Source organism: Citrobacter sp. Cf087, from assembly GCF_030334285.1.
GTDB classification, from domain to species: domain Bacteria; phylum Pseudomonadota; class Gammaproteobacteria; order Enterobacterales; family Enterobacteriaceae; genus Citrobacter; species Citrobacter freundii.
Genome location: NZ_JAOWED010000029.1, coordinates 213941 through 240266 on the forward strand (window position 1 = coordinate 213941; position 26326 = coordinate 240266).

The window sequence follows — 26326 nt, forward strand, 5'->3', positions numbered from 1 at the left end:
CATTGGTATTTTTTTGGTGTGTTATTGGTATTGCCCCTTAATCCATAGCTGTAATGGCATTAGGGGTAACCTCCGTTCATGCAGCGGAAATTTATAATAAAGATGGCAACAAGCTGGATCTCTACGGCAAAGTAAAAGCAGCCCATTCCTGGACTGATGGTACTAATGCTGATGAAACCTACGCACGTCTGGGTTTTCGCGGTGAGACGCAAATCAACGATCAACTGACCGGTTACGGGCAATTTGAAAGTCAGTTTGATGCCGCTAAAGCAGAAGGTTCTCAGAATGGCGTTAATACACGTCTGGCGTTTGCTGGCCTGGATTATGGTCATGACGTCAGTTTTGACTATGGTCGCAACTATGGTATCGCTTACGATGTGGGAGCTTATACTGATACTCTCTCAGAGTTCGGCGGTGACTCCTTTGAAAATACTGACCGCTTCCTTACTACACGCACTTCTGGCGTTGCAACACTTCGCACCAAAAATCTGTTCGGTGCCGTTGATGGTCTGAATGTTGGCGCGCAATATCAGGGTCAGGACGATACCAATAAGGATCCGACGAAACAACACGGCAATGGCTACGGCTTCTCCCTGGGTTATGACAACATTGCGGATTCTGGCATATCTGCAATTGCGGCCTATACCAACAGTTCTGTGACTGCTCAGCAGAAACAAAAAGGTTGGAATGGCGAAAACGCAGAGTTCTGGGGCGCGGGTCTGAAATATGATGCTAATGCTATCTATGTAGCGACTATGTACGGAGAGTCCCACAACCTGATTCAGGATGCGGACAAAGCTGAGCACTTTGAAGCGATGGCCGCGTATGTGTTTGATTTTGGTCTGCGTCCGAACGTGGCTTACGTCCACGCGCGTGATAACAACAATAATGACCTGACCGAATACGTCGCGCTGGGTACAGACTACTACTTCAACAAAAACATCGTGGCTGATGTAGGTTATAAAATTAACCTGCTCGAAGGTAAAGACAGCGATAACCAGGTTGCTGCGGGTCTGACCTATCAGTTCTAACTTTTTGTTCTGTTATGAAAAAGGCGTCCTGGTTAAGACGCCTTTTTTTATATCTGCCGGCGTTTAAACCGGCTGACTCTCTTCCTGCTGTACACCGCTAAACAGCCATTGCCAGATGCCCATTGCCATAAAAATGTTGTTGATAACAGGAAGATAATAAACAATCCCAGTGCGCCAAACAGGCCAAAGTATTTATAATCCTTTAGCGTGCCAATTAAATCCACCAAAATAATCAACCCCAGTAATATTCTTTTAAACCACGACATGTATTTTCCCGAAGATAGTGTTGATGTTGAATTAATATGTCCATTTTTACGCATTTTAAATTGAGTTTATAAATGAACGGACGGGAATTATAAATTGTCTGGTGGGTAATTACCGATTATTTGCGGTTTATTAAATGTTGACATTTAATTGCGGACTAATCCGAATATACCTTCTTTAGAAGGTTGCCGGTTATACCCTTTTTGGCGAGGCGAAACGCTGTTTGTATAATTGCGTGAGGCTGATAAGTGCCGCAATAAACAACGCGACGGCGCCGCACACCGTGGCGTTAACGATCGCCAGTGCGCCGCTTCCCAGCAGGCTGGTTAATAGCGGACCAAGTATTTGCCCAATGCCGTAAGTCAGAGTGACCAGGCCCAGCAGATTAATATTGCGCGGTACGCTAAGTTGTCGGGCAAGCGGCATCACCAGTGAAGTGGTTCCCATAAACGTTGCGCCAAAACCCATGCTGCTTATCACCAGCAGCGGCAAAGAGCCGCTGGCGAGCGTCATGAGCACGCAGGCGCTTTGAATCAGCAAATTCGCCGTCAGGCATTGCAATACTCCCCAGCGTCGGGCGGCCCACAGCCAGGCGAAACACCCCGGAATTATCGATATGCCGACCAGCGACCAGAGATGGGCAGTCAACAGCGGCGAACCGGCGCTTTTCGCCATTAGCGGCAGGTAGGTGGCGACAATGATGTAGCCAAATCCGGCCAGCCCGTACAGCAGCGCCAGCAGCCACCAGGACATAGGCTGATGCTCTGTTTTTACCGGGGCCGCGGCGGGGAGCACGTGGTCGCGAGATGGCAGGAGTATAACCAGTAGCACAAAGAACAGAGCCGAGGCTGCCGCCGCGCCCAGCCAGAGCGTGTGCGAGGACAGCGCAAAATGCAGACCGCTAATGACATATTCATTGCCCAGCAAAATGCCTGCGCCAACGCCGGAGAACAACGCCGCGATCACGAAGGGATGCCGGGTATGATACAGAACGATCATCGAGCCAAAGATCATCATACCGGCACTGGCGACGCCCGCCAGAAAGCGGATCAGCATCACCAGTGCGGGCTGCGTAAAGCTGGCCATCGCCAGAATCAGCCCTGCGGTAGCGAGCGCGGACGTTAGCAACATTGGACGTAAGCGTGAGGGAAGATGAAAGAGCCCAAAGGAGAAGAGCAGACTTCCCGCCAGATACCCGGCGTAGTTGGCGCTGGCAATCCACGAGAGTTGGTCAAAGGTAAATTGACCTTCTGACAGCAGCACCGGCAGCATTGGCGTATACAGAAAGCGCCCAATCCCCATGCCCAGCGTTAAGACCAGCATGCCAAAGAGCGCGACACTGATGGCGTGGCGATTTGAATCTGGGCTTCCCTGGGACATACGGACTCTCATTTCGCGCTGTTAGTTGATGATTGTTATATTAAATGCGTAAATGATAATGAAAAGTAAAAATAAAACCGCGTAACGCTGAATGCCATCAAAGGTTTCGGCTGTAGACCCGCGAGACTTTCCCCCACGGATGATAGCCCGGCCCGTTAAAGTAAAACCCTGCTTTCTCGTATAAACCTTCCAGGTCAGTACACAGATGGAGCTGCGTAAAACCCAGCTGTCTGGCCTGCTGTGCAATATGTTCGATCAGGCGAAACGCCAGACCGTGACCACGATAGCGAGGATCGATATAGAGCGCGCATAGCCACGGCCACAATTCGCCGCGACTAATAAAATCATTGGTGATCAATCCAGCGCAGCCAACAATGCTGTCACCATCCTGCAGCCAGTACCACTGTGGTAGTGGGTTCTTTGCGCCAATACAACGGCGCAATGCATCCTCGTATACCGCCATGGAGTCTTCTGAGGCCCATTGCTGCTGAAAGTAAGCGGTGATCTCGTGCAGCTTTTCTGGCGTCTCGCGCAGGGAAAAAATGCGGATGTTCATCGTCATTGAATCTTTCTCCTTAAAAATTCGCCAGCGTCAGCAGGGACGGAATTTGCGACAACAGATATAACACCAGCCCGATTGAACCGCCAACCAACGTGCCGTTGACGCGAATAAACTGCAAATCTTTACCGATGTTTAACTCAATTTGCTGCGACATATCGCGTGCATCCCAACTTTTCACCGTGTCGCTAATATGGCGCGTCAGGAAGGTGGCGAACTCTGGCGCTACCTTATGCGCGGCCTGCTCCAGATGCCCATTTAGTGAGGCACGCAGGGCGCTGTCGGCTACCAGCGTTTCGCCGAACCACTGGCCGGCGCTGGCGATGCGCTGCTTCACGCGGGAATCATCTGCGTTAATGTCAGTTTTCACCCACTGACGCAGGTCTGCCCACAGCTCGCCAAGATAACGGTTGAAGGCTTCATCTTCCTTCAGATAGCTTTTCATGCTTTCGGCCCGCGCGGCCATTTCCGGATCGTGTTTGAGCTTATCGATGAGCTTAAATGTAGCGCGATCGAAGGCATGGCGGATCTGATGCGCGCGATCGTGGCTGATGTCATCCAGCAAGGAGTTAACGGCATCAGACACCAGCTCGGCGCTGTGCTCGCCCAGCCATTCGGTTGGCAGGATCTTCGCTTTCAGCGGATGTTCGGTTTCCAGCCAGTGCACTACTTGTCTGGCGATAAACGCTCGCGAGCTGTCGCGCTGGAGCAGGGCGATCAGTTGGGCGATCAGCGTATCGAGCAGCACCTGATGGCGATTGTTTTTGGTCATGCTTTCCAGCATCAGCGCGCTGGTTCCGGAGAGATCGACCTTGTCGATGGCCTTGTGCACCGCCCGCTTGATCAGCCGCTGAATGCGCGAGTCGTCGGTCAGTTCGAGAAAACCGCTCATGATCTGCAACAGATGCTGGCCGATGCGCTGGGCGTTTTCCGGCTGGCTGAACCAGTTGCCGATCAACAACGCCGGTTCATGGCGGCGGATCAGGGCTATCAGCGACTGGGTATCGAGGAATTTCTCTTGTACAAACTGACCAAGATTTTCGCCGATCCGATCCTTATTGCGCGGGATAATAGCCGTGTGTTGCGAGATAAACGGGATCGGTACCCGGCGAAAAAGCGCCACCACGGCAAACCAGTCCGCCAGCGCGCCGACCATCGCCGCTTCGGCAATCGCTTTGATCCCGAGTACCCAGAAGTTAGGTGGCAGAAATAGCGTGATGACGAAGGTCGCGACAGCGATCAGCAGCAGAGAGAGCGCCAGTCGCTTGGCACGTTTGAGTTCAGCAATTTTATTCATAGGCTTAAGGATAGAGCCAGACGGGGGGATCGCGCAAAAAATGTGGTGCGCCTCCCATTTTCAGGTGGGCTGGGTTTACTCCGGGATCCAGTTATCCCACGCCGGTAAGGGACCAAGTTCTGCGACCAGAAAATCGATAAACGATCGCACCTTCGGATTGCTGTACTTGCTGGGAAAGTACAGCGCATACAGGGCATGAGTTTCACAGGTGATGGTGCCGTCGAGCATCAGCGGCGTGATCTCCTCTTTTTGAATATGATCGCCAATCAAATAAGTGGGCAAATATGCCACCCCCTGATCTTCTAACACCGACTTCAACAGCACCAGACTGCTGTTGGCCTGGATCGGCATATGTAGTTTCAACTGATGCAGTCGATCCTGTTCATCTGCCACCTTCAGTACCGGCGTGAGGCCCGGGTAAACCAGGCAATCATGATCTACCAGATCGCTGCGACGCTGGGGCATGCCTTTTTTGGCGAAGTAGCCGGGTGAGGCACAGTACGCCCAGCGAACGGGCACCAGCTTGCGCATCGCATAGTTTTGCGGCGGCGCGGTGGAAATTCGCAGGGCAATGTCGAAATCCGTTTCGTTCAGATTGACGAAGTTATCGTTGAGATCGATATACAGATTCACATCCGGGAACTGGGAGCGGTATTTATCCACCAGGTTCACCAGCCGGGAATAACCAAACGCAATTGAGCAGGTTATGCGTAATTCACCCTGCGGGCTGTGGTAATAACCGGAGGTGGTATTCAGCGTTTCATCGAACTCTTTCAACAGCTTATTAGCGCGGTTGAAGAGATATTGCCCGGCGTCGGTCAGGGTAATACTGCGGGTGGTGCGTTTAATTAATGTCGTGCCTAACGTATCTTCCATCGCTGCCAGGCTTTTGCTGACCGCAGACGGCGAGACGTTGAGCTGCGCCGCGGCTTCTGACAATCCTCCGCAGTCGACGATTTTTGTAAAAAACTCCAGATGCTTGAGTGAAATCGGCGTACTCATAGTTTCCTTTAATTCACAAGTGATTTGCAAAAACGGTACGAATAGGCCGTTACATTCGCCTTTTAAACATGCAACTATTGAATCACAGGAAACAACTTGCTGGCAAAATGAAAAAATAACAACTTAGGTGAGTTACGTCACAAATTAAAAGGAGGCGAAACGGAAACTCATCACATTGTGAATTTAATCTCATTAATTATTATTCTAAAGGTACCGATTATGTGGTCACGACTCGAACCCTACAGATCGTCGATTATTTTATTAGTTGCTCTGGTGATTGGCGGCTTATTAGGTATTTATGCCCCATCGTTTGCAAGTAAACTCCAGCCAATAGGTCAGATATTCTTAAACCTGTTATTTATGATTATTGTGCCGCTGGTGGGGATCAGCGTCATGTCTTCGATCGCCAGTATGACCGACCTGAAAAGGCTGGGGCGTATTATGGCGATTATCTTTATTGTTTCGATCGCGATGGCCTTTATTCCGGCGGCCGGGATCGTCGCGCTGGCGCTCTGGTATAACCCGGCGCAGGGCGTCACTATCGATCTCTCGCAGTCGGTGCAGGCGGGCAGCGGCAAGATGGATTTTGTCAGCATGATCACCACCAGCGACTTTATTGGGCTGTTCTCTAAGTCCAATATTCTGGCACTGATCGTAATGGCGATCATCGCCGGTGTGGCGATTGGCCAGTCGGATCAGGCCGGTAAACGTATTGCGTCGCTGCTGGAAGACGCCAATACCGTGATCATGAAGATCGTTTCGATCATTATGAAGGTCGCGCCGATTGGTCTGGGCTGCTACTTCGCCGCCACCATGGCCAGTCAGGACTCTGCACTACTGTTAACCTTTGCCCGCGCCATTGGCCTGTTTATGGTTGCCACGCTGGTCTATTTTGTTTTTGGCTCGATTCTCTATTCGTATATTGGCGGCGGTATTCCGGCGGTCAAAGCCTTCTGGCGTAACGCGATTGAACCGTCTGCAACTGCGCTGGGGACCTGCTCTTCGCTGGGGACGCTCCCGGTGACGCTGCGTGCCGGTAAGGCGATGGGGATTAACCCGGAAATCGTTGATGTTTCCATTCCGCTGCTGGTTAACCTGAACAAAGGCGGTGTGGCGATGATTGCCGCGCTGAAAATCGTCTTTATCTATTCCGTGCTGGGCATGGAATTCACCACCGAAACCTTCTTCCTGACGATGCTGATTGCGGTGCTCTCCGCCATTATCGTTGGTGGCGTGCCGGGCGGGGCGTTCCTCGGTGAAATCTTTATCGTCACCACGCTGGGCCTGCCGATGGAAGCAATCCCGATGCTGGTGGTGCTGGGCACCATTACCGATGCGCCGGCCACACTGATTAACGTTATCCATGATTTGAATGCGGCGCAGATTGTTGAACGGTTCGCTGGAAAAAAGCAGACCAACACTGAAATAAACTCTACTGCTGCGGTGGTATAGGTTTCACACGGATTAAGAACAGGAGATGTTATGAAAGACGCAATGAAGCTTGAGACGCAACTGGTTGTTGCTGGTCGTGACAAACGCTACACCCAGGGAGCGGTGAATCCGGTTATCCAACGTGCCTCTTCACTGGTATTTGATACCGTGAAGGACAAGAAATTTGCCACCGCCAATCGCGCAAACGGTGAGCTGTTTTACGGTCGTCGCGGAACCTATACCCACTTTGCCTTCCAGAAGGCAATGAGCGAACTGGAAGGCGGCGTTGGCTGCGCGCTGTACCCATGTGGTGCTGCGGCGGTGACCAACGCGATTCTGGCGTTTGTTCAGGGTGGCGATCATATCCTGATGACCGGCGCGGCCTACGAGCCAACCCAGGATTTTTGCAATAAGATCCTGAGTAAATTCAATGTGGAAACAACGTATTACGATCCGCTGATTGGTGCAGGTATCGTCGATCTTCTGCGTCCGGAAACGAAGGTTGTATTCCTTGAGTCACCAAGTTCTATCACCATGGAAGTCCAGGATGTGCCGGGGATGGTGAAGGCTATCCGCGCGGTGAATCCGGAGATTGTCATTATGATCGACAACACCTGGGCGGCGGGCGTGCTGTTCAAAGCGCTGGATTATGGCGTGGATATTTCCATTCAGGCGGGAACGAAGTACACCATCGGTCATTCGGACGGCATGCTGGGCACGGCGGTGTCTAACGCTCGTTGTTGGGATCGTCTGCGCGAGAACTCCTATCTGATGGGGCAAACGCTGGATGCCGATACCGCCTACAACGGCAGCCGCGGATTGCGTACCCTGGCGGTACGCCTTAAGCAGCATCAGGAGAGCAGTATCCATATTGCTCGCTGGCTGTCGGCAAGACCGGAAGTGGCGCGGGTGAACCATCCGGCGTTACCGGAATGTCCGGGCCATGAGTATTTTCAGCGTGATTTTACCGGAAGCTCAGGCCTGTTCTCATTTGTGCTGAAAAAGAGACTGACCGACGAACAGATGGCGAATTTCCTCGATAATTTCTCGCTGTTCCATATGGCCTATTCGTGGGGTGGATTTGAGTCGCTCATTCTGGCGAACCAGCCGGAAGAGCTGAACAGCATCCGCCCGGCTGGAGAGGTGGATTTCAGCGGCACGCTGGTCAGGGTGCATATTGGCCTGGAGGATATTGGCGACCTGATTGCCGATCTCGAAGCGGGATTTGCACGCATTGCGTAAGGTGATGTGAGCGTAGCCGGATGCGGCGCAAGCGCCTTATCCGGCCTACATAGTTGTCGTAGGCCGAATAAACGGGCAGGTTAGTTTTCAGTGACTAACGTCGTTGCCTCATGCTGACGCACCCGTTTGAGTAAGCCTGCCAGCGTGAACACGACAGCGAGCCCCGCCGCAACCGCCAGCAGATGAAACGAAATCCTGCCACCGTTAAACCATAGCCAGCGTCCAATTTCGACAGAAACCGCCATCACCGTCAGGATCACCATATTCAGCGATGCCGAGACCGTTCCTTTAGGTAAGTTGTTGGAAAAAAGTGTAAAGCGGAACAGCGTCGGGAAGATCATCCCAATACCAAACGCATACAGGCTGGTTCCCAGCACCGACCACAGCCAGACGTGCGGCCACAGTAAATTGCCGACAATCAGCACCGTCAGCCCGCTCAGTTGTATAGGTGCGGCCCGCCAGATAAAGCGTGGTCGGGTCGGATCTTTCACGAAACGAACTACCACCATATTGGCGACGATCACTGCGCCAAACACCGGCGCCTGCGCCCAGGCAAACTGTGATGTGGTCATGCCGCCCGCATCAATCAGTATCACCGGTGAGACCGCCACCCAGCTCATCATCGGGATATAGCTTAGCGATAGCGTGGCTGCGCCAAACAGGAATACCCGGTTGCGGAAAACGTCGCGAAAATCGCGCAGTACGCCGCGTGCACTGAACGGCACCGCGCCGCGCTGGACGGTTTCCGGCATGGCTAGCATTAACCCAATCAGGGCGATAAGCCCCATGACGGCAATGATGGCAAACAGGATCTTCCAGTGTACAAAGTGCATTAGCGCCGCTCCGGAGAGCGGGCCGATAACCGGTGCAACCAACACAATGGAAGTGATTATCGCCATTAACTTAATGGCCTTCGTTTGCCCAAACGCCTCCTGTACCGTGACATAGCCAACGGTCGCGATAAAGCAAATGCTGGTGCCCTGCACAAATCGGGCGATCAGAAATTGCGTCATTGAAGTAGTAAACAGCGTGGCAGCGCAGGCGAGGGTAAAGATTAACGCCCCCGCAATCAGCACCGGTCGACGGCCAATCCGGTCGGAAAGTGGCCCCAACAGCCATTGCAGCGCCATGCCGCCTGCCAGATAGAGGCTCACCGCAGCGGGCGCCAGGCTGACGTCGGCGTTGAAATCGCGTACGACATTAATGATGCCGGGCTGAATCAAGTCCGTCGACAGATAGGCGGCGAAATCATACAAAATCAACGCAATAGGAAAAAATAGCGTCGTAGCGCGTTGGGAGAAAAACGCGAGAATCCGTTGCATAAAACAGCTCCTTGTCGGGAGAAAACCCTCAACGGGAATAGCGAAATTCAATACCGTCTTTGAGACGTCAGGCCGATGACAGAATAAAAGCAGACTGCAAATGTACTGAATTTCATGTAATCAAAAACGCTGCCTGCGTGAAGCGCAAACAGGAGAAACGCTCACTAACGCGGGGTCAGAAAACGTAACGATTACAGGTAACAATCAGCACATCGCACCTCAGGAAGAGTAAGTTGAACGGGTAATAACCATCCGCAGTGTAATGCGGATTGGATATTAATTAAACGAGTTTATCCTGTTTATGTGTAGAAAATCGCACCGCAAATCAGACTACGATGCTCTGCAAAAACCGCAGCGCGATAGCACAGCCGAAGATAATCAATACACCGCCAGCGATACGCTCTACCCACAGGATCCCTCTGGTTAACCGCCTCTGGATCTGCGGTAAACCGATGAACATCACGATCAGCAGATCCCAGCACAGCACCACGCTGGTCATCCAGATCCCGCTCATGGTTTGTTGTAGCAGCGTCACCGACGGGCCGAGCAGGGCAGTCATTAGTGCCAGATAGAACAGTGCATTTTTTGGGTTAAGCAGTGACGAACCCAATCCCAGCAGCAGCTGTTTACCAAATCCTGGACAGGTAGACCGGGCATCTGCTCCGGTCAGAGTTTGCGGGCGACTGCGTATCAGCAGGCTGCCTATCCACAATAAATAGAGCGCGCCCAGCAGCTCAATAATGGTAAACAGCAGGGGAAGCTGGCGCAGGATCCCCCAACCGATAATTGCCAGCAGGATATATAGCCCATTGCCGACGGCGATACCCACGCACAGCCCGGTGCTGTCGCGCATCCGGTATCGTACGGCATAACCGACCAGTAAAAAGAAGTCCGGACCGGGGCTGAGTAGTGCGACAAAATGTGCCAGCGCCAGCGCGGGAAAAGCAGACGGAAAAAGTACAGAAAGCAGCGACATAGCGACCTCAGACAATGAATCTGAGATCACCGTACGCCTGACGCAGCGCTAATTATTGTCTGATATTGATCGCCCCAACGCGTACTGGCGCGGTGTGGCGGCGGTGTAGCGAACAAAGGTGCGATGGAAATGGCTCTGGTCGGCAAACCCGCTCTGATAGCCGACATCGGCAATTTCGTCCCCGGCCCGCAGCCGCTGGCGGGCATAGTCAATCCGTATGATGTTCAGATAACTTCCTGGCGTCAGCCCGGTGTCCTGCTTAAAAGCGCGGATCAGCGTCTCTTTACGCATGTGACACTCATTTGCCAGCTCATCAAGTGAGGGCGGAGCCTGCAGGTTGGACTGCAACCGTTCGCGCAGATACTGGCTGGTGGCGCTTAGGTTGTCTTGTGTGACCGACTGCAACGGCAGCGAACGCAGCAATGCTTGTGCGGCATCCGTTACCCGCGTCGTTTGCCGTTGCTGCATAAGTGCCACGAGGTTTACATAGTGCTGGAACAATTGCCGATTGCGGATAACGGGATCGTGCGTGCAAAGCCGCTGATTGTTGTTCAGTGCAGGCAGATGGGCAAGGCACCATCGGGCATCAAGATAAAGCATGTGATAGCTGCGAAACTGCCCGTTAACGGGGTTGCAGCTGTGGGGTGCCAGTGGCGGGATCACGATGAGATCGCCCACTTTTAGACGGTATTCCTTGCCATCGCACTGGCAACATGTTTCGCCCTCCAGAATCGCCCCGATTGAGAGCTGAGAGTGGTGATGCCGCTTATAGGCCTGCTGGCTTTGCCAGGTGCTGCGCAGTTCCAGCCACGGGAGCTGTTCATCACGCCAGAACGATTGTGGAATATCCCGGGTGTGCGTCACATCGCGTCCTCCCTGAAAGTAATGATTCGTTATAGCACAGGCCGAGTGGTGAAAAAGTGGGAATGTGCATTGAGGTCGTGATTCTGCGTGACGGGTTCCAGACAAATGCAGACGTTACATAGGGACGTTTTTATCCCGGAAATCGTCTCGCAAACAGAGAAAGTTGCAGGTGAGGGTGTGGCTTCCTTATGGGGCTTGTTGAGCAAATTGTTTCCCTGCTACTTACTGGAGTGACTAATGACAGCCAGATAAAGACGCTGTTTAATTATATTTTACGCACCGGCGATGCACCTCGATTCAGTGAGTTTATTCGCGGGGTTGCCGAACGTTCACCGCAGCACAAGGAGCATTTGATGACGATCGCAGACAGATTGCATGAGGCTGGATTTCAAAAAGGGTGGCTTGAGGGTCAGCAGGAAGGCGCGCAAAAAGGCAAGCAGGAAGGTCTTATTGAGGGGCAACGTACTGAAGCGTTGCGTATTGCCCGCACCATGCTGGCCGACGGTACTGATCTCAGCACGGTGCAAAAAATTACCCGACTTTCCGTTGAAGATATTCAGGGCGTAAGCCATTAAAAATGGCTTAATCCGTGCTATCGCCAGCCCGGTAGCACCGGGCGGTCTGATTTACTCTATCGCCAACTTTACCGCCTCGCCGAGCTTCTGCATCACTTCCCGATGCTTCTCGTTTGGCGGCAACGCGCAGTTGATGCGTACGCAGTTGCGATACTTTCCTGATGCGGAGAACAGCGAACCCGGCGCAACCTGGATTTTGAGGCGACAGAGCTGCTTAGCGACACAGACCATATCGACCTGGTGCGGCAGCTCAACCCACAGCATAAAGCCGCCTTTTGGTCGGGTGACGCAGATCCCGCAGGGGAAGTATTCCCGTACCCAACAGGTGTAGATCTCCATATTGCGCTGGTAGATCTGACGCATACGGCGAACATGCCGATGATAATGCCCCTCGCGCACGAAAGCGGCGGCCGCCAGCTGCGTAGCAGGAACGTTAGTGCCGATGACGGCATATTTCATATGCAGAAATTTATCGTGATAACGACCGGGAATAACCCAACCGACGCGCAACCCCGGCGCCACGGATTTGGTAAATGAACTGCACAGTAGCACCCGACCATCGCTGTCCCAGGAGTGTATTGTGCGCGGACGGGGATATTCCGTGGCAAGCTCTCCGTACACATCATCTTCAAAAATAACAATATCGTGCTGCTGGGCGAGGGCGAGCACCGCCCGTTTACGCGCATCCGGCATAATAAATCCGAGGGGATTATTGCAGTTAGGAACCAGAATCACCCCTTTAATCGGCCACTGATCCAGCGCCAGTTCCAGCGCTTCAATGCTGATCCCTGTATCCGGATCGGTTGGGATCTCTATAACTTTGATCCCTAATCCGCGTAGCATCTGCATCGTGCCGTAATAGGCGGGCGATTCTACGGCGACGATATCCCCTGGCTGGCAGACTGCCAGCAGCGCCAGTGACATCCCGCTCTGACTCCCGCTGGTGATCACAATATCATCCGCATTGATGACCGAACCTCCGTCCAGCATGAGCCGGGCAATCTGTTGACGCAATTCGCGACAGCCTGGTAATTCATCGTAGCCCAGAACCGCCTTGAGATTATGCTGCGCCACGCGACTTAGCTCGCGCCAGAGCGGCTTCAGGCTGGGTTGATTGATATCGGGCACGCCACTGCTAAAAGGGATTATCGATTTGTCTGCATGACCTGCAAGCATGTCCAGCACCTGATCCCACTGGGTTATCTCGACTGGACGTTGGACCGGGCGCGACATCAGCGGCACCGGCGGCTGTGCTTTTTGTGGTGCGACAAAATAACCGGAACGCGGCTGCGGCGTGATCAGCCGTAGTTGTTCCAGCGTCTGATATGCCTGCTGGACGGTGCTGATGCTGACCCCGTGCTCCTGGCTCAGGCTGCGTACCGAAGGCAGTTTTTCGCCATGGCGATACAGACCTTGCTCAATGCGTTCGGCCAGCAGATTGGCCAGATGTTGGTAACGCGTCATGCTGTATCCCTCATGGGTACCATACAGATTAACAAACCGGTACAGATTGGCGTGAAAAAAGCGATGCAGAACTCTTTTTAACCAATCTGTATGTTAAATAAAAGTACTTTGTGAGTCTGTATTGTTTTGGGCCAAATCCGTGAAGATAAAGCCTCTGGCAAGGCGGGGAGGCAAGGTATGGAATTTCACGAGAATAAAGCAAAACAGCCGTTTATTGGGTTTGTACTGATCTGGCGGGCATACAAGGCGTGGCGGCTGCGAGCGCAAACGCGGCGCCTGTTGCAACAGATGAGCGACGAGCGGCTGCGGGACGTCGGGCTGCGACGCGATCAGGTGGAGTGATTTTCTTTCATCGACAGAGGCTGGGGTTATCGCCCGGCCTCTTTTGTATTCATGAGATTTATCAATTCATGCTTCTGAATGCAGTGTTTCTTGATACTTACCCTGATAAGTATTATTTTCTTCTCAGCGATGAGGGGAAGGATACATGACTGAAGATGAACTGTTTGCCCGCCGCCCGATGGGGATGCGCATGGCAATGGTGGTGCGCCAGTGGCGGGCCATTATTGATGCAGCCATTACCGACACTGGCCTGACGCAGTCAAGCTGGACGGTACTGATGCAGCTGTATCAACTGGGAGACAACGTCTCGGTCAGTGAACTGGCGGAGGTGCAGGGTATTGAACTGCCGCCGCTGATGCGCACCCTCTCACAGCTGGAAAAACACGGCTATCTGCTGCGTTCCACATCGCCTTATGACAAACGCATTCGCCTGCTCACGCTGACCGAGCAAGGCCGCGCAAGGCTGGAAGAACTAAACCGGGTGATTGAGAACTACCAACATCGTGTCACGTGTACCATCCCCGAAGCGGAGCTTGCCGCCTTCAGCTCGACCTTAAATCAACTCGCCTGCAATTTGCGGACAATCCGCGAAGAAGACAATCAACACTAAAAAACTATGATGACCCCAGAACAAAAATTTGCCCGTTGGGTAAGGGTGAGTATTGCCGCTTTCCTGGTAATATTCGCCTGGTTTATCGTTGCCGATATCTGGATCCCGCTAACACCGGACTCCACGGTGATGCGTGTAGTAACGCCCGTTTCCTCACGCGTATCCGGCTACGTCTCGCAGGTGCATGTACATAACAATAGCCAGGTGAAAAAGGGCGATTTGCTGTACGAACTGGATCCGACGCCATTTATCAATAAGGTCGAGGCTGCGCAAATCGCCCTTGAGCAAGCAAAGCTGAGCAACCAACAGCTGGATGCGCAGATCGCCTCTGTGCGTGCCAACCTGCGCACCGCGCAATTTAACGCCCGGAACGACAAGACCACCTTTGACCGCTATCAGCGCCTGAGCGCCATGCAGAACGTGTCGCAAGCCGATCTCGACAAGGTGCGCACCGCCTGGCAAACCAGCGAGCAGTCGGTGTCGGCGCTCAATGCCAGTATTCAGAACCTGCTGATCCAACGCGGCGAGCGCGATGAAAACCGCAACGTGACGCTGCAAAAATACCGTAACGCGCTGGAAGAGGCGCAACTGAACCTCGGCTGGAGCAAAGTATATGCACAGACCGACGGCACGGTGAGCAACCTCCAGCTTAGCCCCGGACTTTACGCCACTGCCGCCACGCCGCTACTGGCGCTGGTCAGCCACCAGACCGATATCGTGGCCGACTTTCGCGAGAAAAGCCTGCGCCACACCCGGGTGGATACCGATGCCGCCGTAGTGTTCGACGCCATGCCGGGCAAGGTTTTCTCTGCTCGCGTTACCAGCAGCGATGCCGGTATTCTGGCAGGTCAGGAGCAGGTTAATGGCCAGTTGTCGCAACCGGAACAGTCTACCCGCTGGGTGCGCGATGCCCAGCGTATGCGTATTCACGTCGCGCTGAACGAACCGCTCGACACGCCGTTGCCGACCGGGGCACGCGCCACAGTGCAGTTGTATAACAGCGAAGGGATGTTCGCCCGCACCTTTGCCGGAGCGCAGATCCATCTCGTTAGCTGGCTGCATTATGTCTATTAACACCCTCGCTCACGTCTTTACGCCGCACGGGAATATTGTCTACACCGCCAATGATTTTCGCCAGACCCTGCGTATCTCGGTTGCCGGGACAATCGCGCTGAGTATCTCGACCTTTTATAACGTGCAGTACGGCGTGTTCTTTGTGGTTTATCCGCTGATGCTGCTGTCGCTGGTACCGGTGTTCAACCGCCATGTGGCCAAACAGTTTGTGTTCAGCGCGGCGGTGAATTGCGTCGAAATGGTGCTGATTGTCGGCTATCTCTCACAATGGCCGCTGATTATGACGCTGGTGGTATTTGGCCTGTACGTGGTGCGTTTTCGTTTGATGAGCAAAGGACCGCTGTTTCTGTTCGGCTCAATGGGCGTGGTGTGCCAGAGCACGATGCTCAATTTTATGAGCTATCCCACCACCAACTGGCATACGCTGATGTTCTCCAATATGGAAGCCTGCGTCATGGCGGTGGCGCTGAGCGCGTTGCTGCATTATCTGATCCCGGACGTGGAACCCCGCCAGCCGCCGCCGCGCATTGAGAAAGATGACGCCCGGGTTCGCCACGAGTCGCTGCTTTCCGGTTCGGTGGCGACAATGATTTTTGTGGTCTTTCAGATTTGCGACTTGAGCGATTCGCTGTCGGCGCTGATGGCGGGCATTTTGATCCTGTTTCCGATGCATTATCGCGGCGCGGTGTTGAGCTCTCTCTGGCGCGTGGTCGGCGTGGTTCTGGCTTGTCTGTACATTCTGCTGGTGCAACTGCTGGTGTATGATTTCAGCAACCATATGGTGCTGATGATGCCGCTGATTGGCCTTGGACTGGCGTTCAGCGCCCGCCTGCACGTGATGGAAAAAGTCGGTGCGGGCGTGGGTTTTGCCAGTATCACCACCATCGGCATTATGTTCGGCCAGAACCTGCATCCGGACAGCGATCTGGTGTTCAGCGATCTCTACCGCATAACCTCCGTTACCGTCGCGCTGGTGGCCACATTAACGATGGTATTTCTGGTGCATCGCGTTTTGAACTGCTTTGCGGCGACACGATTTGTGATCACCGAGTGAGTGGCTGGAATGCCGGATGGCGGCTGCGCCTTATCCGGCCTACGGGAAGCGGAATTTCCAGGCCCGGTAAGCGCAGCGCCACCGGGCATCAGGGCGGTTATTTCTGCCTGAGCGACTTCGCCGAAATCACGTCGATAAACTCCTGTACCTGCTGTTGCTTACGCGCGGACAGCTTGCACACCCGACGCAGCGACTGCAATAACGCCGGTTCTTCCGGCTCCGGCAGTTTTGCCGTCAGCACGATGCAGCCTGGCATTACTCTGACATCGAATGGGGTTCCGGTGGCAAAACCGGCGGCGGCCAGCCACTGGCCTTTCATAATAATTGCCGGAACATGCGTGTAATCCGGATAACGACTCGCATAGCTGACGGTACCCAGACGATTATTTGCCGGGGAGACTTCTGGAACGGTGAATTCTGCAATAGAATGCGGGGTAGTCATGATGGCTATTCTCCGAGAATAGTGATTGTGATTAGCGATGCGGTTGTGTTGCAGCACGACCGCATCGCGCTAAATACCTGTGTATATCATCAGTAAATAAAAGAAAAGTCCAGCTAAAAACTGAACGTAATAAGCGCGATTTGGAATAAATAGATATATTTTTGCGGGTTATAAATGGGTGTAAATATATAAAAGCGCACGCTTTCGGTGCGCTTTTATAAGGATTATGCTTTTTTACGCGAGGCTTTTTTACCGCCGCTGGCGGCGCGTTCAGCCTTAATTTTTTCCAGCAGGGCGGCAGCGCTGTTTTCACCGCTGATCAGTTCCGGGTTTTCAGCACGCCACTGGGCGGTAAGCTCGCCGCGGAAGGCTTTTGCCAGGATTGACTGGGTGAGGTTGTTAACGCGGGTCAGGGCGCTGTTGACCTGTTTTTCGATGGTATCGGCGTAGGCGAAGAGTTGTTCGACGCGGCGGACGATTTCGTGTTGTTCTGGGAGTGGTGGTAAAGGATACATTAATGATTCGACATCAGCTACACGAAGGTGCTTAACTCCAGTACCAATTGCCTGAGCCATCATTCTCGCCTGAAAACTAATTGATAGAATATTCAGCAAAACATATTTGTTATTGAGATAGCTCTGTATTGGGCGAAGTAGCATCATTCTTTGTCCCATACATAGAAGTGTATTCTCAGGTACAATACCTGCCTCTCCCATAGGGGCTTCTCGTGTGAAAATTATATCACCACTTTTCGGGGGGCATCGTTTTGACCAAAAATTATAGGTATCTTCATTGACATATTTAGTGTTTTTTAATGAAATAATGCCGTTACGAATATCAGGTGTCCTGATAAGATAAATACCTTCCTCTGTATATGGTGCTGTTTTGTTATGGCAATCAACCACTTTTTCCATCGACTGTAAGAAAGTAGTCCATTTCCATCCAACCGGAAGAATAATATCAGGAATATTAAAATGATGGGCATCGATCTTTGCAATATATCGCTTGGATTCTGTAGCTAGAGAGTCTGTGCCACTAGTAAGGTTTTTTTTTCTTGTTTTACTTATGTTTACGAGAAGTTCTTCAGCTGATTCTTCACTAATTCTCGCATCTCTCCAGTTTTCCGTTAATCTGCCGCTGACAGCGTCTTCAAGCACCGCCTGACGAAAACGTTTCAGGATTTGCGGGATTTGCTCAAGACGTGCTTTGGTGCAGTCTACCTGCGTCAGCAGCGTATCGAGTTTTTCGGCGATGATTTTTTGTTCTAGCCGCCCGGGTAGATTAATCTCTAGTTCTTTAAAATATTTGAAATGACGTGAGTAGCCTTTATCTGGGATATTTAAGGCGCACAAACTATAATAAGCATATCGTGGGTGTATGAAGGCTTTTGGTTGTAGTAATTTCGTGCCATCAGCGCCAGGGACAAAGTCATGGGTTACCCATTTTACAATCCTTGTATGATCGCCAAATATGCATATAGGAGAGTCTACTTTAATAACCTTGCTATCATCATTTATATAGCCAGAAATATAATTCTGACCTTGGTCAATTACAGGATATAACCCTTCCGGTGAACAGTCTTTACTCTTCACTTTGCTGTTTGTTGTTGATATTTGGTCAAAGCAATCAATTGCTAGCTTTGTCTGCCAGGTTTCTGGCAGTAGTTTGCTATTCATTACAATACCTCACCAAACGCTTCTTCCAGCAACTGACGTTGCGCATCCGCTTCATCCCCTGCGCCCAGCTCGCGCATCAATGCATCCAGCTCGCCCAGCGCCTGCACCAGCTCACCCATCGCTTCTGCCGCCAGCACGTCCGGCTCCGGCAGACTGTCGGCGTCGATGCTGTCCTTATCCTTCAGCCAGGAGATATCCAGCGAATCGGATTTTGCCGTGCGGATCCATTCGCGGCTGAATTTGCGCCAGCGGCTGGTGGTCAGTTGCTGCTCGGTGTCCTGGTTCTCTTCGCTGTCGGCCACGTCAATTTCGCTGGCGTTAAAGCTCCACTCGCCTTCAATGCGTGGATTGTTGCCGTACGGATCGTCGCCAAACACATCTTCAAACGGCTTGAGATGCTGCTCGGTAAACGGCGTGCGCTTGCCGAAGCTCGGCATATTGGTACGCAGGTCATACACCCAGACGTTTTCAGTGCAGTTTTCTTCCTGATATTTATCGGCGTCGGTGCCTTTGGTGAAAAACAGCACGTTGGTTTTCACGCCCTGTGCGTAGAAGATCCCGGTCGGCAAACGCAGAATGGTGTGCAGATTGCATTTGTTCATCAGGTCGCGGCGAACATCGGCACCGACCCCGGCTTCAAATAGCACGTTATCAGGCAGCACAACGGCAGCACGGCCGCCCGGCTTCAGGTTGCGGTAAATATGCTGCAAAAAGGCCAGCTGTTTATTGCTGGTGTTATAGGTAAGGTCATCGCGGGTAATACTGGCTTCCCCACCTTTGGAGGTACCAAACGGCGGGTTGGCTAAAATGATATCGGCTTTCGCCAGTGACTGCCCGGCCATGCCCAGCGCGTTGCCCTGATGCACCACGCCTTTTTCATCGCCTTCCATCCCGTGCAGCAAACAGTTCATCAGCGCCAGACGGCGGGTAGATGGCACCAGCTCAACGCCGATAAAGGCTTTGTTCTTCTGGAAAATGCGCTCTTTATCCGACAGATCGTACAGGTCGTCGGTGTTGGCCTTGATGTACTGATCGGCGGCAATCAAAAAGCCCGCAGTACCGGCGGCAGGATCCTGAATCACTTCGCCCGGTTGCGGTTTGATGCAGCGCACCATGCTGTTGATCAGCGCACGCGGGGTAAAGTACTGCCCGGCACCGGACTTGGTTTCACCGGCGTTCTTTTCTAGCAGCCCTTCATACAGGTCGCCCAGACCGTCTTTCTGCGCGCTGAACCAGTCGATCTGATCCAGCGAGCGGATCAGCTGCTCCAGGTGGCGCGGCTCGCGCAGACGCGTTTGCGCGTCGGCATAAATTGCGGTGATTAGCGGGTCGGCGTGAACCAGCTTGCCTTCGGCGTCTTTACCGGTAGAGAGCTTCAGCAGAATTTGTTTGTAGTCGTTCAGCAGGTTAAGGCCGGATTTGCTGTTTAAATCGCTCCAGCGGCACCCTTCTGGCAGGATGTGTTTATCCAGCGTTTCCGCTTCGGTGTTCTCGTGCACCATCTTGATAAACAACAGTAAGACCAGCTCGGTGACGTAATCGCTGTAGTTGATGCCATCGTCACGCAGGACGTCACAAAGATTCCAGAGTTTCTGAACGATTTCGTTGTTGCTCATAGCTATTCCGGTTAAGGCCGGTTACCCGGCCTGTCTGTCAAAAAATGATGGGGAAGGGTATCACGATCAGGCGGATTTTGGTGCCCATAATGCATCGCTCATCTGATCGAGAATGGTGTCCAGTTGGTTGTCCAGCAGGCTGTTGAGCTTCTTCGTTCCGCCGTCGGCGGAGAACAGGTGATTTACGAAGTTTTTATCCAGCACCACTTCATGGACCAGCTGTTTTGCCAGCCGTTCCAGCCAGCGTTTCTGCACTTTACTCCAGTTATGCTGGGCATAGATTTTGTCCAGCGCCAGCTTCACGCGTTCCTCGAACGGAATAAGCGGTTCACCGAGCGCAGCCTGGCGGATATGCCCAATGATGGTGGCGGCAATATCCTGGCTGCTCTGGGTGCGTACCGCCGAGCGCAGGCTGGCCTCGCTGTAGCCCGCTTCATCCAGCAAAAGACGGATCTCTTTTAACTGCTCACGTGTCAGGTCGCGTGGACGGTTAATCACCACCGACAGCGCTGCGGACTGGTTGATTTGCGTGGAGATAAACTCATTAAAGCTTTGCAGGTAGTCGGCGGGTTTCTGGTAGCGCCCGTAGGTCTGCTCTTTGCTGATGAGTTCATCATCATGGTCTGAAATCACCGGGCGGTACTCGCTGCCTAACAGGGTACCGACGTCGCTTAACTGACGAATCAGACTGCGATGCTGCTTGAGAAACGCCGAGGCTTGCTGCGGGCCAAGCTTATGCAGATGTTGGTGCAACTGCTTTGGCTCCACGCCCCAGAGCTCTTCCAGCTCATTAAGCTTTTTGCGGACTTCCGGTCGTTTTTCGGCCTTTTTCTCCGCTTTACGCAGGACGCGCATAATTTTCTGGCTGAGCTGATTGAGCAAGCTATCCGCCTGCGTTTCCGTTGGGCTATCGCCCGGATTGTTCAGCGCCGTTTCCAGCACATCGTCATTCGATAGCTCTTCAACCAGTTGCTCGATGCTGACGCCCGCGTTTTTCACCAGCGGCTTCATGGTGCTCACATCCTGAAGCGTGGCGTAGATATCCACCGGATCGTGGATCCAAAAGACGGTTTTGCCGATATCGTCGCAGCGACGGGTGGCACGGCCGATCATCTGCTCGTACAGAATGCGCGATTTCACCCGACGCAGGAACACCAGATGGGTGATCGCCGGAACGTCAATACCGGTGGTTAACAGATCCACGGTGATGCCAATGCTGGGGTAGCGTTCGTTTTTGAAGCGCTTGATAAGCTTGCTGACCTGATCGCTTTTGCCGGTGATCTTCTCAATCGCGGCCTGATTAAAGTCTGGGTTGACCGCGCCCATGGCCTCATCGAGAAGGCGCTTAACCATATCGGCGTGGGCGTCCGTGGCGCAGAAAATCAGCGTTTTTTCATCGCCGGAAGGGTCAATCTCTTTCGCCAGCTCTTCGCAGATCACCCGGTTAAAATCTTCGGTGATGACTTTACGGTTGAAGGCGTCGACGTCGAAATTCAGCTCGTCTTCCAGCTCGCTGGTATCGACTTCCCCCGTTTCTGCATCCACGGCGCTGACGGTGTCGCCAGCATCAAAGTGAATACCGTATTTACTGAGCTGGGTTTCATAGCGAACCGGGGGTTCGTGGTCAATCAGCCAGTCTTCCGCCACCGCTTCCCTGTAGGAATAAACATAAACGGGGTGACCAAAAATCTCGCTAGTGTGTTTGGCTGGGGTGGCGGTCAGACCGATTTTTACGGCGTCAAAATAGTCGAGCACCCGGCGATAGCTGGAGAGATATTGGGCGTTATCGCGGATAGAGAGTTCACCCTCGGTCATCTCCTGATCCAGCGTGTAACCACGGTGCGCTTCGTCGATGATGATGCAGTCGTAGGTATCTACCGCAGGCGGCGTGCCGGAACGATAGATCCGGCTGACCATGGATTGCACTGTGGCAACCTGTACGCGGGTTTCTGCTTCTGCCGCCATATCACCCAGCTCGGCGACATTATAGATTTGTGAAAGCGTCTGGCTCTGTTCCAGCGAAGCCTCTTTAAAAGCATCCTGCGCCTGTTCACCGAGCGCAGAGCGGTCGACGAGAAAGAGGATTCGTTTAAAGCGTTCGGCCTTCAGGAAGCGGTAGATTAAGCCAATAATGGTACGTGTTTTGCCCGTCCCGGTCGCCATGGCCAGCAACGCTTCACGCGAGCCTTGTTCCAATGCGGACTCGACGGCCTTAACCGCGTTGACCTGGTAATCACGCAAGCCAAGATAGCTAAACGGCTCTTGATGTAATTTGGCTTCTGCTTCCGCCCGGCTACGATGCAGGCGGTCCATCAGACCTTCTGGCGTAATAAAGCTTTCCAGCGGGTAGCGGGTATTGTCAGGCGAGCGAACATCGCGGAACCACGTGCCGGAATGTTCGGCGGACTGTTTGATATAAGGCCGACCGTTGCAGGAGAACACGAAAGGAATTTGATAAACGCTATTCACGCCATCTTCCCAGCCTTTGGCGCGTCCTTCTTCAGACCAGGCGGGGATCATGGATGCGTCAAACTGAAAGCCTTTGCTGTAGCGCTCGGCCTGAGGGATTTTCCCAGCAACATTTTCGTTTTTTCTTTTTGCTTCAACGGTTGCGACGGGGGTGAGCCCGCAGAAAAGAACGTAATCTGCTCTGCCATGTTCGTCATCGGCAAAGGTCGGCCATTCCGCAATGGCTTTGTTGACCCCTTTTTCAGGGCGGGAGCCTTTTTTCCAGGTGATGTCCTGAGTATCCGCCAGCCAACCCCATTCATTGAGCTGCTGGTCAATCAGGATCCGCGTCAGCTCTTCGGTAATGATGTGCTTGCGGGCATAGCTGGACTTGCGGCCAAACTCTTTACGCTGGGCCATAATGGCTTGCTGTGTTTGTTGAGCAAGCTGCGCCTGCAAGGCGGTGAGCTTCGCTTCATAATTTTGCTGGAGCGTTTGCAGATCCTGCTGGCTTATTTCCAGCAATTGCTGCTGTTCTCTGGCCTCAATATCCATCGCATGAGCCAGTTGTTCATATTCTTCTTTTTGCTGTTTAAGTAACGTCTGAAGCTGCTCGCTGGATTCCAGCTTTTGGTTCGCTGCCAATAAGGTTTGTTTGAGTTGTTCGATGGCAGATTGAGATTTATTGAGCTGTTCACTCGGGTCATGCGGCGGAACAAAAGGGCCGGGATTAAACTGACTACCTGCATCACCAAATGTCTGATGGAACCAGATTGCCAGGGCACGGGCGACTTTCAGCGCATCCATCGCTTCACGGTGACGGGTCTGGAACTGATGTGTCGCTTTATTACCTTCAATTCTCAGCGTATGAAATAACTGACGGATGGCAGGATCAAACTGTAATTCCCTGTCCAACCTGTAGAGCAACTCTTGCTGGTTTGGATTATCTTCCCGGCTAATATTCAACCGGGCAGCAATATTTTGCGCCAGCGCTTCACCAAACTGGCGTAGCTTCATTAGTGTGGTATTGGGATCGCTGGAGAATAGCCGTTCTGCGGTGGCGGTGATTTGAACCAATAGCGGATCGTATTCTGCCAGGAAATCAAAGTTTGTTGGCTGAGTTGGGCTGGCGGTTGTCAAAGATTGAGCTCCTTGCAGCGATCACCCGCAGCGTATTGCTGAAAATGCAAAGGGTGAAAAGGTTCGTTTTGCGAGACGTCTTCCAAAATCATAACGCTGCACGTTTTTTTATCAAGCGTTATAAGGGCAGGATGTTGTGCGTAACACTTTAAAAAGGCTAAAGAATGGGATTGATGAGTAATTTATAGATTATGCTGCTGTATGAGTGCGGAGAAGAAGAGGACGCGGCCTTACTGGCCGCGACCTTTCATGCTTATCACTCAATCTCCAGCTCATCAAATAGCTGTAAATCCACATCCAGCAATTCCACCGCGTTGCTGCGTCGAATGCCGACGTTGTTTTCGATCAACAGTTCCAGCAGGCGGTCGCCGTCGATTAACGTGATAGGGGCTGCCCCCGGAAACAGCGCCGCTTCCGCGCATTTGGCGGCAAACTTGCCGGTAGTAATCAGCGTGCCGCGAATGGCTTTGTGGTAAGGCAGTGCGCCGCGCAGCTGGTCGATGTATGGGCGCGTGATGGTGTTCTGCATCCGTTTTACCTGCACCACTTCGGTGATGGTGGTGATACCCACCTGCACCTGACCAATCACGTCCACACCTTTATCGCCGGAGGCTTTGGTCACTTTAACCTGTTCATAGCCCATCGCTTCCAGCAATTGCCCAACCAGATGCTCAAACTTGTACGGATTCATGGTGCTGATTTGCTCGCGCAGCAGCTCTTTTTGCTGTTCATTATAGCGCTTCACGGCGTCCAAAAGCTCTTTACGCGGATCGCTTTTTCGGGCCGGCAGCGCTTTGCCAAGCCAGGCGCGTCCGACATCGGTGATGCGGTAGCTCATGCCTTCGCGGTTCACCATCTCACGGTCGATCAGGTTATACAGGCGAGAGTAGAGTGTGCTTTTTACTGAACTGGCAGAGGCGAATTTGGAGTGCTGGTGCAAAAAGGCCTGCCATTCGGGAAGTAAATCCGCGCGACGCGACATTTCCCGGCCAGCCAGCAGTTCCAGAAGCTGCAGGATGCCTTCCTGATCGTCTAACGAACGCAATGTCTTTTCGTCATCGTGCAGAAATTGTTGCCCACGAGGCGTAGGTTGCCAGACATCATCTGATGTGCTTTTCATCAGGTCAAACTGAGGATAATTAAGGAATAAATAGCAGCCGTAGCTGTGGCGTGGGTTCAGAATATGGTTATCAGTATCCCAGATGCGGCGGGCGATTTCGGCATCTTCACCTGACAAGCGCTCGCTGATCCAGAGATCCGGTTCGGACCAGTCAACGGGTTGTTGCGGTGTGCCCGTTTGCTCGTGGATGGCGGTAATCATATCCCGCACGGCTTTCAGGGAATAGCCTGAAACGGCTTTCATCATCGCTTTTACCTGGGCGTAGGTCGGAAAAAGCGGGGTAATCACTTTGTAATTTTTCACGTTGGTCCCTTAACGAGTGCAATGACAATAGCTTGCCACACCAGGTGAAAAATTCCATGGGATGAATCACTTATCGGAATGAAAACTGCCAGTGCCGGATGGCGGCTGCGCCTTATCCGGCCTACAAAAAAGCTACTTCTTCAATCCCGCAAACGCTGCTCTGATCTCGTCTTCCGGCAGGTTAATGCCGATAAACACCAGTTGGCTGTACGGTTGTTCGTCGCCCCACGGGCGGTCCCAGTCGGCGCTGTACAGACGCTGGACGCCCTGGAACAGCAGGCGGTTGGGCTCGCCTTCAATCCATAGCATGCCTTTGTAGCGCAGCAGCTTCTCGGCGGATTCCAGCAGCAGGTTTTCCATCACTCGCGACACGTCGCTGATGTTGACCGGGTAATCCAGTTCGACGACGATCGAGGAGATATCGTTTTGCTTGTCGGCGATAAAGTGGAAGCGCGGTTTGGCGCTGACCACGTTTTCTTCCAGCATGAAACCGTTGGTGTCGAACAGCAGGGATAGGTCGATATCGCCATGCGTGACGGTATACACCGGGGCGCGGGCGTTGATGCGCGCCAGGCGCTCACGCAGTTTTTCGCTTTCACCTGCTACGTCGGTTTTGGTCAGCAGGATGCGGTCGGCGTAGCCCACCTGAGACTGGGCAATGGTGAACTGGTTCATCTGCTCGTCGGCATGCACCGCGTCAACCAGTGCAATCACGCCGTCCAGCAGGTAGCGTTCGCAAATTACTTCATGGGAGAAAAAGGTCTGAATAATCGGGCCGGGATCGGCCATGCCGGTGCATTCGATCACCAGACGGTCGAAATTGATGGTGCCTTTGTCGAGGTTGTCGAGCAGATCGAGCAACGCATCTTCCAGTTCGCTCGAACGGGTGCAGCAGATGCAGCCGTTGGTCAGGGTTTTGATCTGTGTTGCGCGATCGCCAATCAGCTGATCGTCCACCGAGACTTCGCCGAATTCGTTTTCGATAACGGCAATCTTGTAACCGTGCTGCTCGTTAAGAATATGGCGCAGCAGGGTAGTTTTACCCGCGCCAAGAAAACCGGTGAGTAGGGTAACTGCAATCGGGGTCATTCACT

The 26326-nt window shown here is 52.9% G+C and carries 21 protein-coding genes and 3 pseudogenes; 8 read left to right on the forward strand and 16 right to left on the reverse strand.

Annotated features, from left to right (window positions below):
• Window positions 1-53: 53 nt before the first annotated feature.
• On the forward strand, window positions 54-1031 hold the full coding sequence (locus tag OGV57_RS12500; protein ID WP_054528017.1) for a porin: 978 nt from the start codon (window positions 54-56) through the stop codon (window positions 1029-1031).
• 47 nt (window positions 1032-1078) lie between these two features.
• Here the strand turns inward: OGV57_RS12500 and OGV57_RS12505 are convergent, their stop codons facing one another.
• The 5 genes from OGV57_RS12505 to OGV57_RS12525 all read right to left on the reverse strand — a co-directional run bounded on the left by OGV57_RS12505 (window position 1079) and on the right by OGV57_RS12525 (window position 5533).
• Window positions 1079-1297, reverse strand: a complete 219-nt coding sequence (locus OGV57_RS12505; RefSeq protein WP_054528018.1) for a hypothetical protein — start codon at window positions 1295-1297, stop codon at window positions 1079-1081.
• A 190-nt stretch (window positions 1298-1487) separates the two neighbouring features.
• Window positions 1488-2675, reverse strand: coding sequence for an MFS transporter (locus OGV57_RS12510; RefSeq protein WP_044699090.1), 1188 nt, complete (start codon window positions 2673-2675; stop codon window positions 1488-1490).
• Between the two features lie 97 nt (window positions 2676-2772).
• Window positions 2773-3237 (reverse strand): GNAT family N-acetyltransferase, encoded by a 465-nt coding sequence (locus tag OGV57_RS12515; protein WP_054528019.1) that lies wholly within the window; start codon window positions 3235-3237, stop codon window positions 2773-2775.
• Between the two features lie 13 nt (window positions 3238-3250).
• Entirely contained in the window at window positions 3251-4531 is a 1281-nt protein-coding gene (locus tag OGV57_RS12520) for a DUF445 domain-containing protein (protein WP_054528020.1), read from the reverse strand.
• A gap of 75 nt (window positions 4532-4606) precedes the next feature.
• A complete protein-coding gene (locus OGV57_RS12525; RefSeq protein ID WP_054528021.1) occupies window positions 4607-5533 on the reverse strand; it encodes a LysR family transcriptional regulator in 927 nt (308 codons plus the stop codon).
• Between the two features lie 219 nt (window positions 5534-5752).
• Between OGV57_RS12525 and OGV57_RS12530 the strand changes: the two genes are divergently transcribed.
• Both OGV57_RS12530 and metC read left to right on the forward strand, forming a co-directional pair.
• Entirely contained in the window at window positions 5753-6985 is a 1233-nt protein-coding gene (locus OGV57_RS12530) for a dicarboxylate/amino acid:cation symporter (RefSeq protein ID WP_003019196.1), read from the forward strand.
• Between the two features lie 30 nt (window positions 6986-7015).
• The gene (gene metC / locus OGV57_RS12535) at window positions 7016-8206 is read left to right on the forward strand and encodes a cystathionine beta-lyase (protein WP_003019195.1); all 1191 of its coding nucleotides are present in this window, start codon (window positions 7016-7018) and stop codon (window positions 8204-8206) included.
• 80 nt (window positions 8207-8286) lie between these two features.
• On the opposite strand, the gene mdtM is transcribed toward metC, so the two are convergent.
• The 3 genes from mdtM to OGV57_RS12550 form a co-directional block, all read right to left on the reverse strand.
• Complete coding sequence (mdtM, locus tag OGV57_RS12540; protein ID WP_044713030.1) at window positions 8287-9528, reverse strand: multidrug efflux MFS transporter MdtM; 1242 nt, start codon at window positions 9526-9528, stop codon at window positions 8287-8289.
• Window positions 9529-9853: 325 nt separating this feature from the next.
• The gene (locus tag OGV57_RS12545; protein WP_054528022.1) at window positions 9854-10504 is read right to left on the reverse strand and encodes a LysE family translocator; all 651 of its coding nucleotides are present in this window, start codon (window positions 10502-10504) and stop codon (window positions 9854-9856) included.
• Between the two features lie 48 nt (window positions 10505-10552).
• On the reverse strand, window positions 10553-11368 hold the full coding sequence (locus tag OGV57_RS12550) for an AraC family transcriptional regulator (protein WP_054528023.1): 816 nt from the start codon (window positions 11366-11368) through the stop codon (window positions 10553-10555).
• 185 nt (window positions 11369-11553) lie between these two features.
• On the opposite strand from OGV57_RS12550, the pseudogene OGV57_RS12555 reads away from it, so the two are divergent.
• Window positions 11554-11943 (forward strand): annotated as a pseudogene (locus OGV57_RS12555) (Rpn/YhgA-type helix-turn-helix domain-containing protein); the annotation flags it as partial.
• Between the two features lie 51 nt (window positions 11944-11994).
• Here OGV57_RS12555 and OGV57_RS12560 read toward each other — a convergent pair.
• Entirely contained in the window at window positions 11995-13407 is a 1413-nt protein-coding gene (locus OGV57_RS12560; protein ID WP_054528024.1) for an aminotransferase-like domain-containing protein, read from the reverse strand.
• Between the two features lie 177 nt (window positions 13408-13584).
• Between OGV57_RS12560 and OGV57_RS12565 the strand changes: the two genes are divergently transcribed.
• From OGV57_RS12565 to OGV57_RS12580, 4 genes are all read left to right on the forward strand, one after another.
• The gene (locus OGV57_RS12565; protein ID WP_003019180.1) at window positions 13585-13749 is read left to right on the forward strand and encodes a DUF1127 domain-containing protein; all 165 of its coding nucleotides are present in this window, start codon (window positions 13585-13587) and stop codon (window positions 13747-13749) included.
• A gap of 145 nt (window positions 13750-13894) precedes the next feature.
• Window positions 13895-14359 (forward strand): MarR family winged helix-turn-helix transcriptional regulator, encoded by a 465-nt coding sequence (locus OGV57_RS12570; protein WP_003019178.1) that lies wholly within the window; start codon window positions 13895-13897, stop codon window positions 14357-14359.
• A gap of 6 nt (window positions 14360-14365) precedes the next feature.
• Window positions 14366-15433, forward strand: coding sequence for an HlyD family secretion protein (locus OGV57_RS12575; RefSeq protein ID WP_003837201.1), 1068 nt, complete (start codon window positions 14366-14368; stop codon window positions 15431-15433).
• A complete protein-coding gene (locus OGV57_RS12580) occupies window positions 15423-16487 on the forward strand; it encodes a DUF2955 domain-containing protein (protein WP_054528025.1) in 1065 nt (354 codons plus the stop codon). Before OGV57_RS12575 ends, OGV57_RS12580 begins: the two co-directional genes overlap by 11 nt.
• A gap of 97 nt (window positions 16488-16584) precedes the next feature.
• Here the strand turns inward: OGV57_RS12580 and symE are convergent, their stop codons facing one another.
• The 7 genes and pseudogenes from symE to yjiA form a co-directional block, all read right to left on the reverse strand.
• Window positions 16585-16929: an endoribonuclease SymE gene (gene symE / locus OGV57_RS12585; protein WP_054528026.1), complete on the reverse strand. Its 345-nt coding sequence runs from the start codon at window positions 16927-16929 to the stop codon at window positions 16585-16587.
• A gap of 224 nt (window positions 16930-17153) precedes the next feature.
• Window positions 17154-18194 (reverse strand): annotated as a pseudogene (locus tag OGV57_RS12590) (restriction endonuclease subunit S); the annotation flags it as partial.
• Window positions 18174-18605 (reverse strand): annotated as a pseudogene (locus OGV57_RS23820) (restriction endonuclease subunit S domain-containing protein); the annotation flags it as partial. The pseudogenes OGV57_RS23820 and OGV57_RS12590, both read right to left, overlap by 21 nt.
• Window positions 18605-20221, reverse strand: coding sequence for an N-6 DNA methylase (locus tag OGV57_RS12595; RefSeq protein ID WP_054528027.1), 1617 nt, complete (start codon window positions 20219-20221; stop codon window positions 18605-18607). The pseudogene OGV57_RS23820 and the gene OGV57_RS12595, both read right to left, overlap by 1 nt.
• Before the next feature lie 66 nt (window positions 20222-20287).
• Entirely contained in the window at window positions 20288-23809 is a 3522-nt protein-coding gene (hsdR, locus tag OGV57_RS12600; protein WP_054528028.1) for a type I restriction-modification system endonuclease, read from the reverse strand.
• A 256-nt stretch (window positions 23810-24065) separates the two neighbouring features.
• Window positions 24066-25232: a restriction endonuclease gene (locus tag OGV57_RS12605; protein ID WP_286531242.1), complete on the reverse strand. Its 1167-nt coding sequence runs from the start codon at window positions 25230-25232 to the stop codon at window positions 24066-24068.
• 132 nt (window positions 25233-25364) lie between these two features.
• Entirely contained in the window at window positions 25365-26321 is a 957-nt protein-coding gene (gene yjiA / locus OGV57_RS12610) for a GTPase (protein ID WP_003837219.1), read from the reverse strand.
• Between the last annotated feature and the right edge of the window lie 5 nt (window positions 26322-26326).

Coding starts and splice junctions, on each gene's coding strand:
- OGV57_RS12500 (WP_054528017.1), top strand. CDS start 54: ATGGCATTAGGGGTAACCTCCGTTCATGCAGCGGAAATTTATAATAAA.
- OGV57_RS12505 (WP_054528018.1), bottom strand. CDS start 1,297: ATGTCGTGGTTTAAAAGAATATTACTGGGGTTGATTATTTTGGTGGAT.
- OGV57_RS12510 (WP_044699090.1), bottom strand. CDS start 2,675: ATGTCCCAGGGAAGCCCAGATTCAAATCGCCACGCCATCAGTGTCGCG.
- OGV57_RS12515 (WP_054528019.1), bottom strand. CDS start 3,237: ATGACGATGAACATCCGCATTTTTTCCCTGCGCGAGACGCCAGAAAAG.
- OGV57_RS12520 (WP_054528020.1), bottom strand. CDS start 4,531: ATGAATAAAATTGCTGAACTCAAACGTGCCAAGCGACTGGCGCTCTCT.
- OGV57_RS12525 (WP_054528021.1), bottom strand. CDS start 5,533: ATGAGTACGCCGATTTCACTCAAGCATCTGGAGTTTTTTACAAAAATC.
- OGV57_RS12530 (WP_003019196.1), top strand. CDS start 5,753: ATGTGGTCACGACTCGAACCCTACAGATCGTCGATTATTTTATTAGTT.
- metC (WP_003019195.1), top strand. CDS start 7,016: ATGAAAGACGCAATGAAGCTTGAGACGCAACTGGTTGTTGCTGGTCGT.
- mdtM (WP_044713030.1), bottom strand. CDS start 9,528: ATGCAACGGATTCTCGCGTTTTTCTCCCAACGCGCTACGACGCTATTT.
- OGV57_RS12545 (WP_054528022.1), bottom strand. CDS start 10,504: ATGTCGCTGCTTTCTGTACTTTTTCCGTCTGCTTTTCCCGCGCTGGCG.
- OGV57_RS12560 (WP_054528024.1), bottom strand. CDS start 13,407: ATGACGCGTTACCAACATCTGGCCAATCTGCTGGCCGAACGCATTGAG.
- OGV57_RS12565 (WP_003019180.1), top strand. CDS start 13,585: ATGGAATTTCACGAGAATAAAGCAAAACAGCCGTTTATTGGGTTTGTA.
- OGV57_RS12570 (WP_003019178.1), top strand. CDS start 13,895: ATGACTGAAGATGAACTGTTTGCCCGCCGCCCGATGGGGATGCGCATG.
- OGV57_RS12575 (WP_003837201.1), top strand. CDS start 14,366: ATGATGACCCCAGAACAAAAATTTGCCCGTTGGGTAAGGGTGAGTATT.
- OGV57_RS12580 (WP_054528025.1), top strand. CDS start 15,423: ATGTCTATTAACACCCTCGCTCACGTCTTTACGCCGCACGGGAATATT.
- symE (WP_054528026.1), bottom strand. CDS start 16,929: ATGACTACCCCGCATTCTATTGCAGAATTCACCGTTCCAGAAGTCTCC.
- OGV57_RS12595 (WP_054528027.1), bottom strand. CDS start 20,221: ATGAGCAACAACGAAATCGTTCAGAAACTCTGGAATCTTTGTGACGTC.
- yjiA (WP_003837219.1), bottom strand. CDS start 26,321: ATGACCCCGATTGCAGTTACCCTACTCACCGGTTTTCTTGGCGCGGGT.